The 16,507-nt window shown below is 36.6% G+C and carries 14 protein-coding genes; 9 read left to right on the forward strand and 5 right to left on the reverse strand.

Annotated features, from left to right (window positions below):
* Positions 1 to 10: 10 nt before the first annotated feature.
* A complete protein-coding gene (locus IJL02_RS10590; protein WP_292816192.1) occupies positions 11 to 259 on the reverse strand; it encodes a UPF0147 family protein in 249 nt (82 codons plus the stop codon).
* Positions 260 to 407: 148 nt separating this feature from the next.
* Here IJL02_RS10590 and IJL02_RS10595 point away from each other — a divergent pair, with 148 nt between their 5' ends.
* Positions 408 to 575, forward strand: coding sequence for a Met repressor (locus IJL02_RS10595; RefSeq protein ID WP_292816194.1), 168 nt, complete (start codon positions 408 to 410; stop codon positions 573 to 575).
* Here IJL02_RS10595 and IJL02_RS10600 read toward each other — a convergent pair.
* Positions 572 to 1,159, reverse strand: coding sequence for a class II aldolase/adducin family protein (locus IJL02_RS10600; RefSeq protein ID WP_292816196.1), 588 nt, complete (start codon positions 1,157 to 1,159; stop codon positions 572 to 574). The two genes, IJL02_RS10595 and IJL02_RS10600, sit on opposite strands and share 4 nt — an antisense overlap.
* Positions 1,160 to 1,170: 11 nt before the next feature.
* A complete protein-coding gene (locus tag IJL02_RS10605) occupies positions 1,171 to 2,850 on the reverse strand; it encodes a DNA-directed DNA polymerase II small subunit (RefSeq protein WP_292816198.1) in 1,680 nt (559 codons plus the stop codon).
* Between the two features lie 164 nt (positions 2,851 to 3,014).
* On the opposite strand from IJL02_RS10605, the gene IJL02_RS10610 reads away from it, so the two are divergent.
* From IJL02_RS10610 to IJL02_RS10625, 4 genes are read left to right on the forward strand one after another with little or no spacing between them, the layout of a single operon-like run.
* Positions 3,015 to 3,512 carry a hypothetical protein gene (locus tag IJL02_RS10610; RefSeq protein WP_292816200.1) on the forward strand — a complete coding sequence of 166 codons (498 nt, stop codon included), beginning with the start codon at positions 3,015 to 3,017 and terminating at the stop codon, positions 3,510 to 3,512.
* 7 nt (positions 3,513 to 3,519) lie between these two features.
* A complete protein-coding gene (cobJ, locus tag IJL02_RS10615) occupies positions 3,520 to 4,593 on the forward strand; it encodes a precorrin-3B C(17)-methyltransferase (protein ID WP_292816202.1) in 1,074 nt (357 codons plus the stop codon).
* 10 nt (positions 4,594 to 4,603) lie between these two features.
* Positions 4,604 to 5,209, forward strand: a complete 606-nt coding sequence (locus tag IJL02_RS10620; protein ID WP_292816204.1) for a potassium channel family protein — start codon at positions 4,604 to 4,606, stop codon at positions 5,207 to 5,209.
* 31 nt (positions 5,210 to 5,240) lie between these two features.
* On the forward strand, positions 5,241 to 6,494 hold the full coding sequence (locus IJL02_RS10625; RefSeq protein ID WP_292816206.1) for a magnesium transporter: 1,254 nt from the start codon (positions 5,241 to 5,243) through the stop codon (positions 6,492 to 6,494).
* On the opposite strand, the gene IJL02_RS10630 is transcribed toward IJL02_RS10625, so the two are convergent.
* Positions 6,491 to 7,357 carry a hypothetical protein gene (locus IJL02_RS10630; RefSeq protein ID WP_292816208.1) on the reverse strand — a complete coding sequence of 289 codons (867 nt, stop codon included), beginning with the start codon at positions 7,355 to 7,357 and terminating at the stop codon, positions 6,491 to 6,493. The genes IJL02_RS10625 and IJL02_RS10630 overlap by 4 nt on opposite strands.
* Positions 7,350 to 8,291, reverse strand: a complete 942-nt coding sequence (locus tag IJL02_RS10635; RefSeq protein ID WP_292816210.1) for a hypothetical protein — start codon at positions 8,289 to 8,291, stop codon at positions 7,350 to 7,352. The genes IJL02_RS10630 and IJL02_RS10635 overlap by 8 nt, the downstream gene beginning before the upstream one ends.
* 170 nt (positions 8,292 to 8,461) lie before the next feature.
* Between IJL02_RS10635 and IJL02_RS10640 the strand changes: the two genes are divergently transcribed.
* The 4 genes from IJL02_RS10640 to IJL02_RS10655 all read left to right on the forward strand — a co-directional run bounded on the left by IJL02_RS10640 (position 8,462) and on the right by IJL02_RS10655 (position 16,477).
* Complete coding sequence (locus tag IJL02_RS10640) at positions 8,462 to 8,860, forward strand: Zn-ribbon domain-containing OB-fold protein (RefSeq protein ID WP_292816212.1); 399 nt, start codon at positions 8,462 to 8,464, stop codon at positions 8,858 to 8,860.
* Positions 8,832 to 9,734: a sirohydrochlorin nickelochelatase gene (cfbA, locus tag IJL02_RS10645; protein ID WP_292816214.1), complete on the forward strand. Its 903-nt coding sequence runs from the start codon at positions 8,832 to 8,834 to the stop codon at positions 9,732 to 9,734. The genes IJL02_RS10640 and cfbA (IJL02_RS10645) overlap by 29 nt, the downstream gene beginning before the upstream one ends.
* A 95-nt stretch (positions 9,735 to 9,829) precedes the next feature.
* Positions 9,830 to 10,324, forward strand: coding sequence for a sirohydrochlorin nickelochelatase (gene cfbA, locus IJL02_RS10650; RefSeq protein WP_292816216.1), 495 nt, complete (start codon positions 9,830 to 9,832; stop codon positions 10,322 to 10,324).
* Positions 10,325 to 10,639: 315 nt separating this feature from the next.
* On the forward strand, positions 10,640 to 16,477 hold the full coding sequence (locus tag IJL02_RS10655; RefSeq protein WP_292816218.1) for a right-handed parallel beta-helix repeat-containing protein: 5,838 nt from the start codon (positions 10,640 to 10,642) through the stop codon (positions 16,475 to 16,477).
* The last annotated feature ends 30 nt before the right edge of the window (positions 16,478 to 16,507 follow it).

Genomic DNA, 16,507 nt, shown 5'->3' on the forward strand with positions numbered 1-16,507 from the left:
AAAAGTAAAATTAGATAGATTCTAATTTTGATAAGACTTCCCAAATTAAAGTTCTTGCATGAACTGGAATATTTGGATCATTACTTATTTCATCCAACTTACCTAATACGGTACTTATTTTTACAGACTGGTCTTGTTCCTCATCTCTTAATAAGTCGTTAGATTCACTGGCTGCTTCTCGAATGTTACGAGGCACAGTGTTGTTTTCTTTGATATATTCAAGTATTTCACAAACTTCATCTATTGTCTGATTGCTCATAATACTCCCTCCAAAAAATTATTAAAAACAAGTTAAATAAGTATTATAAAATATATTTATTTGTCATCACTTTAAATATTTTGTGGTATTTTTAAAAAATAATGATTTAGTAGAAAAATTTATATTAAATTAAATTTAATTATTATACATGTCAGATATAAGCAAAACAACTATAAACTTACCTAAAGACTTAAAAAAAGAATTAAAAAAAATAGCGATTGACGAAGAAACTTCTTTATCAGGATTAATTATTAAAATGATTGAAGAAGGCATGTCAAAAAGAAATAAAACTAATGTACTTTCAGATGAAGATTAGATTATATCTTCAACTGAATTTAACATATATGTGATAAATTGAGTTTTAGCAGTCTCTTCAACAAAAACTGCCAATGATTCTGCTTCTTTTAAATTTTCGCCAACACAAATCACACCATGATTTTTCAAAACCAGCACATCATCTAATCCTATTCCTTCGCTGGCTTTAACTGCAAGCTCGTCGCTTCCAGGCTTTTCATATTCTATATAAGGAAGATAGGGATTTTTGATTTCTCCAAAACCTTCAAGTCTTTTGATTCTTTTATCTGAAAAAGCAAATCCTGTAGCGTATGGTGAATGTGTGTGAACGATTCCGTTAACGTCAGGTCTTTTTTTATAGATGTTTAAATGCATATTGACTTCCGAAGACGGTTTTCCACGGGTCAATGCGTTTGCGTCAAGATCAACCAATACGATATCTTCTTCGCTTAATTTTCCCAATGACTTTAATGTAGGAGTAATTGCAACTACATCATCGTTTTCGCCTTTAAATCTTGCGCTGATGTTTCCGGCCTTGCCTGAAACCAGTCCTTTTGTGTAAATGTCATTTGCAACTTCAATTATTTCTTGAATATTTTTTTTCATAAAATAAACCTCTATAAGAATTTGAAATGTTTATATTTTCCTTTATGAATAACAGGAACTTCTGCAGGTGTAGGTTCGATGTTATAGATTTTCTGGAACTCGGTCTGAGTCTGAAAAGTACCTGAGTTGATTAAATGGATTCCATTGAACCTTCTGTAGGTGTTTATGTGAACGTGTCCGGTATGGAAAATGTCTGGCACCTCATCGATGACAAGATAGTCTTCAAGCTCTGAAGCAAGAGGGGTTCTTTCACCGTAAATAGGAGCCAAATGCCTTTTTTTGAGAAGCTCTTCCATCAACAAATCGTTTCTCTCGTGTGTAAATTCCTTAACTGCCATAACCAGATCGTCAAAACTGCGTCCGTGATAAATTAATACATTGATTCCGTCAAGTGAAACCACTCCGGGATTTGAGATGAACTCCACGTTATCAAGTTCATATAATGCCTTAGCGTATTTCTCAGGAACTGCAGGCTGCGGTTCAGCAACCCTTGATGCGTCGTGGTTTCCGGGAGCGATGATAATCTTGATGTCGCTTCTGATATTTCCCAAAAATCTTGCAGCCTCATTATACTGCTGTGTGATATCTTTAATGGCGAGTTCCTTATCCTGATTAGGATAAACACCAATACCGTCCACGATATCTCCACCTATAACAAGATATTTAATGTCTTCAGCTACTTTTCTTTGATTTTCATCACCATATTCGCAGTTAATCCAGTCAATGAATCTTGAAAAGGCGTCTTCAAGAAATGTAAGGCTTCCGATGTGGACATCTGAGAGAAATACTATACCAAAGTCCATTTCCTTTTCCGGAACTCTTAAAACGCCGGGATTAATGATTTGCTGTCCGAATGCAAATCCGCTGTCATCACTTTTGTTTGCTATAACGCCTATAACTTCATCCTTTACGAGCTTTTCGGCTTCGGCAAAGAGATCTTCATTGTTTTGTGAAAATAAAATTGATATGGTTCCGGTATCGTCTTCAAACTCAACAATCTTATGGCCGTTTTTACTGGTTCTAATTTCACGCACCATCAAAATCAGACTTAGGCTGTCCTGTGAATCATCGATATCAGCTATTTTTGTGAAATTCCTAAGCTCCGGCCTTTTTGAAAGAATGTTGGAGAGTTTTTCATACCTGCTTTTGAAGTAAGCTATAAGGTTTTCAAGCTCACCGCTTGTATAAGACTTTTTACTTGTGTCCTGAATAATCTTGAAATCGTATTTGACATTTGTCTTTTGGAGATTACGCTTGAACAGAATCTTTTCATCCTTTACGGTTTCTGACGCTTCAACGATTTCCTGGTTTATGTGTTTTTCAGGCTTGTCTGAATCCTTTTTTAGATTTTCGATTGAAGATGGTTTGATTTCAGGCTGTTTTTCTTTTTTAATCTGTGGCGCTGGTTTTTCATCAACTTTAGGCTCCAATTTCTTTTCATCTTTATTGGCGCCGGTGATAGTTTCCTGTTTTGTGGTATCTGCTTTTACTGCTTTACCTGTAATTTCATCAATGATTTGCCCGCTAACTGAGACCAGGTCCTTTGATGAGAATTTATCACCTTTAAGTTTAACTATTAATGAAGATGCAAAATCCAGAGGGTTTTCTGCATTAATGACTTTATCATATGCTTCAGGTGATAGGTTGATACCTTTTTTTGCAAATTTTAATAGAATTTTATTAGTCGACATATTAATTAAAATTTTAATTTTCTATGTTAATAAACTTTGAGAATTTCAATCTGCAATATTGATTTTTGTTAGTAAATCTCATAGTTATATTTATTATATATTAAAACTAAAATCTAAAATATTATAGTATATTGTTATTATAACAGAATAATGATTGTGATAAAATGGCAAATAAGGTAGTTAGAATTATTTTAATTGTTGTGTTTTTTATTGTATTTTTTGAATTAGGCCTTTTCGGTTCATACACCATCGTTACAGCTGAAGCTCCTAACATTCAGGGATTAATAGATATGCAAATATCAAAAATAACTGGTTTTTTCAGTCCGGAAAACGTTAATCAGGTATTGGTAAAAGACCCAACTCCAGTTTCAATTTCCAACAAAAAGGATGTTGCGCTTCAGATGGAGTCGTTGTCGAAAGTTGACGGGGTCAACTATGAATCTATTAACGTATCTACCTACGAAGATCCTGAAAATAATGAATTCAACGTAACCATTTCTGCATTGGGTTACGCTTCACCGAATTCAACTTCAGGTCAGATTGTTATCAGTCAGGTTCCTTCATATAAGATTATAGCAACCGGTGTTGCCTCCTATAAGGGAGACGGATTGAGAGTGGATACGAACACAATGGCGATTAATTCAGTTTTAAAATTGTACTAGTGATAATATGATTAATGTAATTGGTATTGGTCAGAACAGAGAGAATATGACTTTGGGAGCTATAAAAGCTATTGAAGAGTCAGATGTAATCATAGGCTATAAGAAATACATCAGCCAGATTGAAGATTTGATAGCAGATAAGGAAATTGTCAAAAAAGGAATGGGTGATGAGATAGCCAGAGCTGAGTATGCTATTAAGAGAAGTCAGGAGGGCCAGACCGTTTCATTAATAAGTTCCGGAGACCCTGGTGTCTTTGGAATGGCAAATGTATTGTATCAGATAGTAAGCAAATACAGTGATGTTGAAATCAAGGTTTATCCGGGTGTTTCTGCACTTAACTATGCTTCAAGCAAGCTCGGAGCTCCACTGAATGATTTTGCAGCCATCAGCCTAAGCAATATTCTGACACCATTGTCTGAAATAGAAAAGAAACTGAAATATGCTTTGAAAGCTAACCTTATTGTAGCTATCTACAACCCGATAAGCAAAACCCGAAAGGAACCTTTCAGAAGATTCAAGCAATGTGTAATCGACATTAAGGGTGAAGACGCTTTAATCGGTATTGTGGACAGTACCTTTGAGCCTGCAAAAGAGACAGTCGTCAAGGTTAAGGATTTGGCAGAAGACATCGTAAACATGTCCTGCACACTCATCGTTGGAAACGACCTGACCTACGTTCAGGACGGCAAGCTTGTGACACCGAGAGGATATGTAATAAGGTCCCAGATTCATCCCCTATCACAAAATCATTATGAGAAGTTTTTAAACGGCGAAGTTCCACATGGTCCTAACCGTGAATGCGAGTTTTATCCATGTCACTATGATGGCCAGTACTGCGATTTCTGCTATTGTCCGTTTTATCCGTGCGGAGATTCATCCACCGGCGGTGAATGGATTAAGGGCAAGGATGTCTGGAACTGTAAGGAATGCCTCTGGCTGCATGAAAAGGACAATGTCGAATGTTTAAGAGAGCCTCTGGAAAATATTCTAGAAGAAGTAGATGATTTAAAATCAAAGAAAAAAACTTTATTAAAGCTTAGAAGAGCATGCTTATTAAAAAATAATCCAAATGATCTTTAGGTGAATTTAATTGTCAATCAAGAATTTATTAATTGAAATGAAAAATTTGTCGGAACTTATGGTTGATTTGGCGTATTCTGCTATTTTGTTCAACAGTAAAGCGGCAGCGGAAGAAGTTATTACATTGGAAAATGAAGTTAACGCAATGAATTATGAAATCAAAAAGGAATCACTTGTGGCCGCACGGTCCTATGAGGACGCTGAAAAACTGACCGCACTGCTTGAGATTGCAGAAGCTGCCGAAAGTATTGCAAATGCGGCAAAAGATTTAGCTGATTTGGTAATTACAGGTTTCAAACCGCATCCGGTATTCAAGATGGTAATGGAAGAATCCGACAAGAGCATTGTAAGAGTTGTTGTTGATGAAAAATCAGATTTGGCCAATAACAGTTTAGGAGATTTATTATTGGTTAACCGTACCGGTATGAGAGTAATTGCTATTAGAAGAGGAACCTCCTGGATTTACGGTCCGGATAAAAATACAACCATTTTACCAAACGACACATTAATTTTAAAAGGTACAGAAGCCGGTGCAGACTTGCTTGAAAAGCTTGCAACCGCAGCATGTTCCCTTGAAGACATTCCAGACGAATTGGAAGACGAAGACGATGACTGAGTGATAAAAATGATTATGGGTAGTGATATTTGTGAAGGAATTAAGCCTGCAGAAGAGGATTCGCAGTTCACTATCCGAGTTTTATCTCTATAACAGCAGTGTTATAAAGGAAGGATTAATAGCTCTTTTTATTTGTGCAATCGGTGATTTGTTCGCCGGTGTAATCTTAGGCAGAATGACCTTTTTCCTTGAAACTTTCCCTGGACTTCTGGTAATTATTCCGGGTGCAATCGGTATGAGAGGAAATATTTTCGGTTCATTCGCTTCAAGACTGTCTACCAACCTGCACATCGGTATAATATCTCCCGAGTTTGAGTTTTCAGATGAACTTAACAACAATATATTTTCATCATTTGTCCTAACTCTGGTTCTCTCCATATTTTTGGCGATAGTTGCAAAAGTCCTGTGCATGCTGCTTCATCAGCCTTCAATGTCACTGATTGATTTTATTTTGATTTGTGTTATTGCAGGCATTATTTCAAACTTAATCATGCTTCCGATAACAATGCTTGTATCATTTAAAAGCTTTGAGCATGGATGGGATCCGGACAACATTACAAGTCCTATTATTGCCGCATTCGGAGATTTGTTTACACTTCCGGCTATTATTGCATCAATATTCATACTGAATCTCATAAACTTCAACTTTATAGTCAAGGACATAGTATTGGCTGTAATCATAATTGCTGTTGCAATAAGCTTTGTTTACTGCTACAGACTGTCTGATGAAACCAAAACAATTATAAGACAATCCACTCCTGTTTTGCTTTTATGTTCATTTTTAGGAGGGTCTGCCGGTGCAATCCTAAACAGCTCTGTTGAAACATTGCTTACAAACCCAAGTCTTTTGACATTGCTTCCACTCTTTTCAGGAGAAAGCGGAAGCTTAATCAGTATTTTAGGCGCAAGGATTTCATCAGGACTACACTCCGGTTTGATTGAACCTTTAAACAGGCCTAACTTATATGCAATCGACAATTTCGTGATTTGTTTTGTAATTGCGGTTATTGTTTTCCCGCTAATCGGACTTTTGGCTGAAATTTCATCAGTAATTCTTAAAACAGCAGGTGTCGGATTTATAAATATTGCATTAATCAGTACAATATCCGGCCTGATACTGGTAACAATTATGGTATTTCTGGTTTATTATGTATCCACCATTTCATATAAGCACAATCTGGACCCGGACAATATTGTAATTCCAATTTCAACAAGCATTACAGATTCAATTTCCAGTCTGATTTTAATATCAGTTTCACTGCTTGTTTTAGGCATGCTTATCTAAAACCATGCCTTTAAAACCAGATTGCACTCATTTGTCCTGAAATAGTCATAGTTCAATTTGCTTTTATCAAAGTTTTTCGGAACCGATATTAATACAGCCTTGGTGTGGGGCCTGTCGAAGTGGATGAAAACTACTGCGCTGTCATCATCGTAAAAGCTGATTTCATCATTTAGATAAATACTATCTGATGACGGATTTTGCCAGGGCCTTTGCTTTACAACCCGTGTCGTGTCGACAATGTATTTAACGCTGTCTTTTTCTTTTTTATCAATCAGAAGGTAATATTCTGATTTTTTCACATTTCCCCTGAAGACCTTAAAGTAGTTGCAGCTGTGGGTGTCCTGCTTGTGGTTGTGGTTGCATTTTCCTTCATTTATGAAATCCTTCATCACATATCTTTTTAAAAAATCACATTTTACCAATCTGTTTACACTAAAGACGTTCCCGTTTTCATTTTTGTTTCCTATTTTTACACTTGAAATGCTGCTCTTTTGTGGAATCAGCTCAAGTGAGGTTTTCATTTTTGAATTCAATGTCTTTTTTTCAATCATCCTGTTGTAGTTTTTTGAAAGCGCCATAAACTTGTAGTATGAAACGCTGTTTGGAATTGTTTTTCCCTCCTCATTTACGATTGCAAGTCCGGGGGTTCCCTTTTCATACTTTTCCCAGTTTGCTGGAACTCCTGGATTGTTTATCAGATTGTCAACCAGTTCCGTTAATATAATTTCTGTATTTTGCGTTTCAGATGACTTTAAGACGTTTTGAGTCATCATGTCTGAAAAATTCAAAACTGCACCTGCGATTATCAATATTACAACCAGCGCCAGGCCTATTTCAACCGAAATGTTTGCCCTGTCATCCATCCTCATCACCCAGTCCGTATTTTTTTCTGTGGGAGCTGTCAAGAATCAGGCTGTCAATGTCATGTTTGTTTATTTTTTGGCCGGGATAGTGGTCATTAAAGACTACATGATCCGAGCAGGAGATAGAATCGTTTGTAAGAGGAGTATGGGTTTGAATAAACACTTCAAAACCGTAATGTGGGCATGTACCTTTTCCTTCAAGTCTGCATAAATAGCAGCTTCCGTCAGCACTTTCATGAAAATATCCTTTCTTAAGGCAGTCTTTAAGGACTCCCGGATCTCCGTGATGGATGTATGGGTCATAAGGACATTTCTTGATGTACATCGGCGTTGTTGCAAACAGATATGACATCGGAGAGTCGAGATGTCTAAGCACCATATATCTTGTAAGGGCGTTTTTGTAGTTTAGCTTGTCTCCCTGCTTGAATACTCCCGATGCAACAGACAGTTTCGCCACAGGAAGAGGGTCTTTAAGCCCTTCAACAGACACGTTCTTTTCAACAATTCTAAAATAGCGGTTATTGTCCTTTTCGATATTTAATTTTACTTTAAAAAGTATTTTCCAGGGACTGTTTGTGTTTTCTACAGACAGCACTTCAGGTGATATCTTTATGTCATATTTTTCTTCAAATTCCTCATTTTTCGCTTTCAGTTTCTTTTCAAGGTTTTTGGTGATTTGGTCTTTGCTGTCAAACAGCTTGAATGTGTTGTAGACCTTTTCGCCGGCATCATATAGTGATTCCCGTCCAAGAATTTCCAGATTGTTTTCGTAGTCATCCACGATATATTTGAAATTGTCGTTTTCGTTTGAATCGATATTTTCATTTGCAATATAATTTGATGCGGCAAAAACAAATATAGCAATCAAAAACAATGTTGTTATGAGGATAACAGTTGTTCCAAGTATTAGATTTCCATTTGAATCGATTTTCATTATTAAAAATATGACAGTATTTTTTAAGTTTTTTGTCCAAGTGCGACTTTATGATTTTGCACAAAAAAGTATTAAAAATCTTTTAAATTCCAAAAAATAGTAATAAAAAAAATACTTATTTATATTATCATTTAGATATTATAAATATTGAAAATATATGGAGGATTTACATGTCAGATACTGTTAGAACATGGCGTCATATACAACAAAGATACAATCTTATTGGTTCTAAATGTACCACTTGCGGAGAATTATTCTTCCCGTCTCGTGTAGTTTGTCCTAACTGCAGAAGAAAAGGTAATCTTGAACCGTTCCAATTTAGCGGAAAAGGAAAAATTCACACTTTTTCAATTATAAGATCAGCTCCTGACGATTTCAAAAAATCAGCACCATATGCTGTTGCTGTAATTGAACTTGAAGAAGGTGCAAAACTCACATCCCAGCTAGTTGACTGCGATGTTGAGGACATTGAAATCGGTGATAATGTAGAAATGGTATTCAGAAGAATTAGAGAGGATGGAAAAGACGGAGTAATCTCCTATGGATACAAATTCAAAGTTATCAAATAATACTGCCGTTATTTTAGTAAGTCACGGAAGTACTCTGCCTTACGCTGAAGAGGTATTCACTGAAATCAAAGAGAAATTCATTAATGCGACAGGATTGGAAGCGGAAATAGGTTATATGAAGGTTTCTGAGCCTACAATTGCCGGAGCAGTTGAAATACTGAAAAATAAAGTTGATGATTTGGATAGAATCATTGCTCTTCCTGTATTTTTGGCTCCCGGAATTCATACAAACATTGACATACCTCAACTTCTTGGATTGGACCCATTGGAAGTTGACCCTAGATGTCCTGACGGAAACTATCCGGATGAGCACTATCTGTCAATTGCAGATGATGTTGACTTTGACGGTGAAATAGTACTTTTGGATTCAATCGGACCTCGCGATGAACTTTTAAAAATAATTGACAAAAGAATCGGTGAGGCATTGGCCGATTCCAAACTTGAAGGTGATGTAAAAACCGGAGTATTGCTTGTCACTCACGGATCTAGGCTCAACTACAACAAGGAGTTTGCAACCGAATTATATGATAAATTTGAAAAGACCTGCGATATGCCTTCAGGTTTTGGATTTATGGAACTTTGCGGTCCGAGCATACCTGAGTCCATCAATAAGTTAGTTGATGAAAACGGTTTGGAAAGGCTGGTTGTCGTTCCTGTCTTTATCGCTCCTGGAATGCACACAACACATGACATTCCGCATATTTTGGGCTTTTTGGATGACCATGAACACTCACATGACCATGGCCACGACCACGATCACGTACATGACCTCACTCCTGTAGAGTTTGACGGTGAGATACTTTATCCTCAGCCAATCAAGGCCGATGATATCCTGATTGAAATTTTAGCCGATATGGTAGATGAAAAATTATAATTTTTCATATATTTTTTTGAAAAATTATTTTTTCAAGATAACTTAAAAGAATTTAACTTATAACTTAATTATACTCATTAAAAGGATGATAAATTATGACTGAAAAAACTGGAATTTTACTTTTAAGCCACGGATCAAGACTGGACGATGGTGAAGAAGTAATTAAAGCTTATAAAGAAATGTATAAAGAAGAATTTCCGGAACTGCCTGTAGAATACGGATTTATGGAAATCAGAAAACCCGGCATTCCCGAAACAATCAAAAAACTGACATCAGAAAATGATTTGGACAGGATTATTGTAGTGCCTGTGTTTGTAGCTCACGGTCTTCACACAAAAAGGGATATTCCTCAAATGTTAGGTATTGAAAGCGATTTTGATGCTGAAGCAGTATCAGGTCATCATCACCACCATCATGACCACGACCATGACCATGACCACGATCACGGACATCATCATCACCACCATCATGACCACGACCATGATGAAGAGGAAGTTCATTTCGACGGCGAAATCGTTTTAACTGACCCGTTAGGAATCGATGCACGTCTGTATGAAATCATTAAGGACAGAGTTTCAGAACACTTATAGATTCTGAAACATTTTTTTTACTTTTTTTTCGAATTGAAACATTTTATTTTTTTATTCATTTTTAGTATCTTAAAAATTTAATTTTTTATATTTTGTTTAATAATTTCAATAAATTATATTAAATTTTTATAAATTTGCATGATTTTCATTAAAATGTTTAATTTATCATGAAAATAATTATTTTTTCACATCGATATATTTAAATAGATTCCATAATATAAATAAATCTCGTTATGAATTTTAATTCATTTCAATAAAAATTATGGAGGAAAATAAATAATGTCAAATTTTAAAAAGCACGCCATATTTATTTTAATGGCTATGCTTGTTTTAATAATGATACCTATGTCCTTTGCGGCAGATAATGCTGTATCTGACTCAATGGGTATCAGTGATACTTCTGATGATTCTCTAGAAAGTACAGACAATTCCGTTCTTTCAGAGGATATGGCGTATACTACAACCCCTAGTCCGTCTAGCGTTGAGTATACTATAGGCGAATCATGCATAATCAATGTGACTGCAGATTATATCAGCGATGAAGAAGACTATTTCACCGGCCTTGATATGACTGGAAGTTATATGCATGTTTATATAGATGAAAATGATATTACATTAGAGGATGTAGACTCTGAAGTTAAATCATTTAAGATAGATTTGAACGATTTAGAGTTTGATTTTGTTGCAGATAAGACTTATTCACTTGAATTCCATCCGTCCAACGGTTTTTTAACTAATGCTGTTGGTGTTGAGTTAAGCGAATGTCAATTTAATAAGTTAACAGTTGCTGTTAAAGCTGCTCAAAGTATAGATGCCCCTGATGCTATTTATGTAGATGTCAACGGGAACGATACAAATAACGGTAGCTCAGACAGTCCTGTTGCAACTATAGCAAAAGCTATTGAACTTGCATCTAAAGGTAAAATCATTGTTAATAAAGGAACTTACGAAGAACATGACTTGAATATTACTTCCGCTTTGGATATTTCAGCTGATGGAGAAGTTATAATCGATGCTTTGAAATTAGGCAGAATTTTTAATATCGACACTGCCGAAACAGTAAATGTTACAGGAATTACATTTAAAAACGCAAAATCCACAGCCAATGGTGGAGCAATTTACATCAAAGATGCAAAAACAACAATCGATAATTGTAACTTTTTAGACAATGAAGCTTCTGCAGGTTCTGCAATATTTTGGAATGCAGATGACGGTTGTCTAACTAACTCATTTTTCACAAACAACACCGCACGTAATGCTGTTGTAAAAATTGGTCAGTATTCATGGTCAACAAGAAAAACCACAGGCGCAAATACAAAAATCGAAAACTGCGTATTCGATGACAACCACAATGTCGTATACGGTAACTCCATCGGTATTGACATCGAAACAGGATGTGCGGACGTATCTATCTTAAAATGTAATTTCACCAACAATATAGGTGAAACAGGTTCTGATAAAGGAGCAGTATACACAAAAGGTACAGATACAATAATCGACGGCTGTCTATTTGAAAACAATGCAATGGACAGGGCACCGGCAATATTAATTGATGGTGACAGTGAAAACGTCAAAGTAACCAATTCCAAATTTATCAACAACACTATCGTTTCAGCTGTTGCTGCAAGATCAGGTGCAATTGAAATACAGAACATGGCTGAAATTACCGGAAATACATTCATCAGAAATGGTGGAGATGAATGCATCGAAGGTGGAGCAATAAACATTGTATATGCAGGATATGATGGTGGAGATGTTGTAATATCAGACAACGAATTCATTGAAAACTCCGCAACTTACGGTGGAGCTATTCACGTAGACGGCGGAAGTGAAGATTGGAGCGAATTCGATTCATTAACAATCAGCAACAACAATTTCACTAAAAACACAGCTGATGAAGGTTCTGCAATTTACGTTGAAAACAGCGGCAACGAAATAATCATTGAAGATAATACAATCGTTGCATATGACAATCAGCCAATTTTTGTTGATGAAGACACAGCATATGATGTAACAGAAGAAAACAATAAAATAACCGTTATCTACTCAGGAATCATTTATGTGGATATGGAAGGTAATGACAACAACACAGGTGACGATAAAAATCCTGTAAAAACAATCTTAAAAGCAATTGAGCTTGCAACAAGCGAAGACAACAAGATGCACAAGATTGTTATAAGAGCTGGAACTTATAGTGAAACCAATTTGAATATTACTTCCGCTTTGGAAATTGTCGGTGAAGACGACGTTGTTATTGACGCTCAGGCAATGGGCAGAATTTTCAAAATAACCGGTTCAGATAACGTAACCTTAACTAACATGTTCCTAATCAACGGTTTAGCACCTGCTGATTTGAAAGGCGGATCCTATTGGAATCCTAGATATTACTCTGCAGGTGGAGCTATTTTAATTGATGAAAGTCCTAAAGTAACAATCGACGGTCTTGTTTTCATAAACAACACTGCTGGTGATTATGGTGGTGCAATCGACTGGGAAGCAGACGACGGTTTAGTTAAAAATTCAATTTTCTGGAACAACACTGCAGGAACTCTTGGTGGTGCAATCGACTGGGAAGGAGCTGACGGTATTGTAATCAACGCTACATTTTCCGGAAATAACGCTTCCAACCGTGGAGGTGCTATCGACTGGGAAGGAGACAGTGCAATAATACTCAATTCCACATTCGAATACAACACAGCAAGTACCGGTGCGGCAGTTTACATGTTAAACACCAGATATTCCGAAGGTAACCTTATCCAAGGATGTACATTTGACAGCAACAATGCATCACAGCAAGGTGGAGCTATAAATGTGGAAAACGAATATCAAAGATCCGGACTTTTAGAAACCGTTGTATTGAATAACACATTCATTAACAACTACGGATACAATGGTGGAGCTATATCTGACTATTACGGTTCTATTGACGCTGTTAACAATACATTTATAGGAAACACTGCAGCATACGGTGCAGCTATTGCAAACAGTGGAAGATTATACCTCGAAGGAAATAAAATAACCAACTGTAAAGCAAGCGAACTTGGTACTATCTACAATATCGGTGACATTGCAAGCATGCTCAATGTTGTTTTCATAAACGGTAAGACAATAACAATCAACGATGGAAAAGCAGTCGAATTGAATGCTACTGTTGTTGATGATATGGGCAATGCAATCAGCGGTGGAGAAGTAACATTCTATGTCAACAATAACACTACTTTATACAAACCAAGCACTTTAACTGACGGTTTATCCACAGTCAAGTTTGTAGCTCATGAAAACGGTACTTTAACTGTAGACGGTTTCTATTCAGTATTGAACAACGTTACTAAAGGTTATCTTAACGTATCCAATGCTGTTCCTGATTATTTCGGAGTAATTTACGTATCCGATTCTGAAGGTAATGACGATAACCTGGGTACTAAAGACAGTCCTGTAAAAACTTTCGACCAAGGTATGCTTCTTGCAACCCGTGAAAAAGGTTCATATACTATTGTTGTAAAATCCGGTCATTATGATGTATCCGAATATGAGATTTATGGCGGAATCAACATTACAGGTGAAGGAAACCCTGTACTTGATGCAAAATACAGACACGGTATTTTATCCTTATACGGTGAAGAGGATACCAACTTCACAATATCCGGAATTACTTTCATAAACGGTAATGCAACTCCAAGTACATATGCCGGAAATCAGGCTGGTGGAGCATTATTTGTTAAAGGAGGTAATTTATATCTCTCAGACAGCACATTCATGAACTGTACTGCCGGAGGATACGGTGGAGCTATCCACATCAATCAGGGATCACGTTCATTTGCACCATATTCATACACTACTTATGCAACAATAACCAACTGTACATTTGAAAACAACGGACTTGATGACAATACTCCTTACAACTACCATGCTGGTGGTGCAATCTGTGTTTACAGCAAAGCTGTTGTGGATATTTCCGATTCAACATTCACCAATAACTTTGCAAGATACGGTGGAGCTATTGGATTTACATCCACATCAACATCCAACGTAACTATTACAAACTCCAAATTCAAAAACAACAGTGCTTTAAGAGATGGTGGAGCAATTTATCTGGAAGCATATGACAATTCCGAATATTCAGGTTCAACCATTATATATCACCACTGGGAAGTCAACATTGTCAACTCAACATTCGAAGACAATAAGGCAACCAACGGTGCTGCTATGGATGTTGCAAATGCAAATGTCGATGGATGTACCTTCAAAAACAACAACGCTTCTTCAAATGCAGGAGCAATATATGTAAACGGTAATGCAAACATCACAAACAACGAAATAATCAACAACACAGCAGGTGACTTCGCAGGTGCTATTTTAATTAGTGAATACAGCGGCTTTTTCTCAAGGATATATGAAATTACATTATCCAACAATACAATGAGTGAAAACAGCGCTAATTATTCCGATGAAATCTACACATTCTCAAAAGTTAACATACATGGCGTAAACATAACAGTTTTAGACAATACAACTAAAAAATTCTGTGAAGGAAACATTACCATTTATGCTAGTGTAACTGATGATATGGGCAATGAAATTTCAGCTGAAGACTTCACTTTCATCATAAACGGAACTGAATATGTAACATTTGTTGAAAACGGTATTGCTCAGGTCAGCTATGCAGCATCACTGAACGATACAGGCATTATTGTAAACGCTACTTTAAAAGCGGCAAGCGAAGCTGTTGCAAACATTGGAATTTTAGAAATTATTCCATATGGAATAAACATTACCGTTGCAGATGTTTCAGTTAAATACGGCGAAAACCTCACAGTTCCAATCGACGTGATTGACGCTGCCGGAAATCCTGTAGCAGGAAATCTTTCTGTTTCAGTTAATGGTGAAGAAAGCATAGTTCCTATTGAAAACGGAGTAGCTACAGTTTCAGTCATTTCTCCAAAAGTTGGTGAATATGAAATCGTTGCTTCATTTGACAACTTCACTTCCAATAAAACAGCAGTCGTTGAAGCAATCAAAACAAACATCACTTCCAAAGACGTGAACGCTACCCAAGGTTCTGTTGAAGTTTCAGCTACTTTAGTAGATGAATTCAATAATCCTATTGCAAACCAAACCATTTCATTTAACGTAGCAGGCGGCGAATTCAAAGCCACTACAGATGCAAATGGTGTAGCTAGCGTTAAATTGCCATTGATTGCAGACGTATATGATGTTGAAATAACTCATGTTGCTGAAGGATATGTGCCGGGAAGCACAAATATTACAGTAAACATTGCTAAACCTGCATCCAAAGGCCAAATTGTAATCGATACTGTAAGCGGTGATAAGGTTATTTCCGCAGCATTGAAAGACGTTGACGGAAATGGCATTGCTGGTGCTGTTGTCGAATACACTGTTGACGGTGTAAAACAAAACGCAACAACCGGTTCTAACGGAGCATTTGAAATTCAGGCTGCAAGTAACAGTAAAGTTGTCATTAGTTATGCTGGCAATGATAAAGCATTACCTGTAAATACTACTGTTACATTAAAAGATGTGGCTAAACTCAGAGCTAACACTACTATCGTTGGTGATGACTACGAAACCTATGCTATTGACTACTATGCTGGTGAGCGAGGAGGATACTTTAAAGTTAAACTGGTTGATGATGCAGGTAAAATCCTTGCCAACAAATCTGTAAAAATCGGATTCAACGGTAAAGTATACAATACCACTACCGACAGTGAAGGTATTGCTCAATTACAAATCAACCTGGCAAAAGCCGGAACCTACACATTCGCTGTAGCATTCTTAGGCGATGGAGACTACAATGCTTCATTTACAGTCAAATCAATCACTGTAAACCTCAAGAAAACTTCCATAAGCGCTTCTGCAAAATCATACAAGGCATCCGCTAAAACAAAATCCTACACAGTAACCTTAAAAACAGACAAAGGATCATCCATTGACGGAAAAACATACATGGCATCCGGCAAAACTGTTAAACTCACTGTAAACGGAAAAACCTACACAGCAAAAACAAACGCTAAAGGTCAGGCTACCTTCAAACTTGACATCAACAAGAAAGGTACCTACAACGCTAATGTAAACTTCGCAGGTGACAACACCTACAAGTCTTGCAAAGCAACTACAAAAATAACAATCAACTAGGGAGAATTCATTTCTCTCTAAATTTTTCTT

The sequence above is a fragment of the Methanobrevibacter sp. genome, from assembly GCF_017427765.1.
Lineage (GTDB): Archaea > Methanobacteriota > Methanobacteria > Methanobacteriales > Methanobacteriaceae > Methanocatella.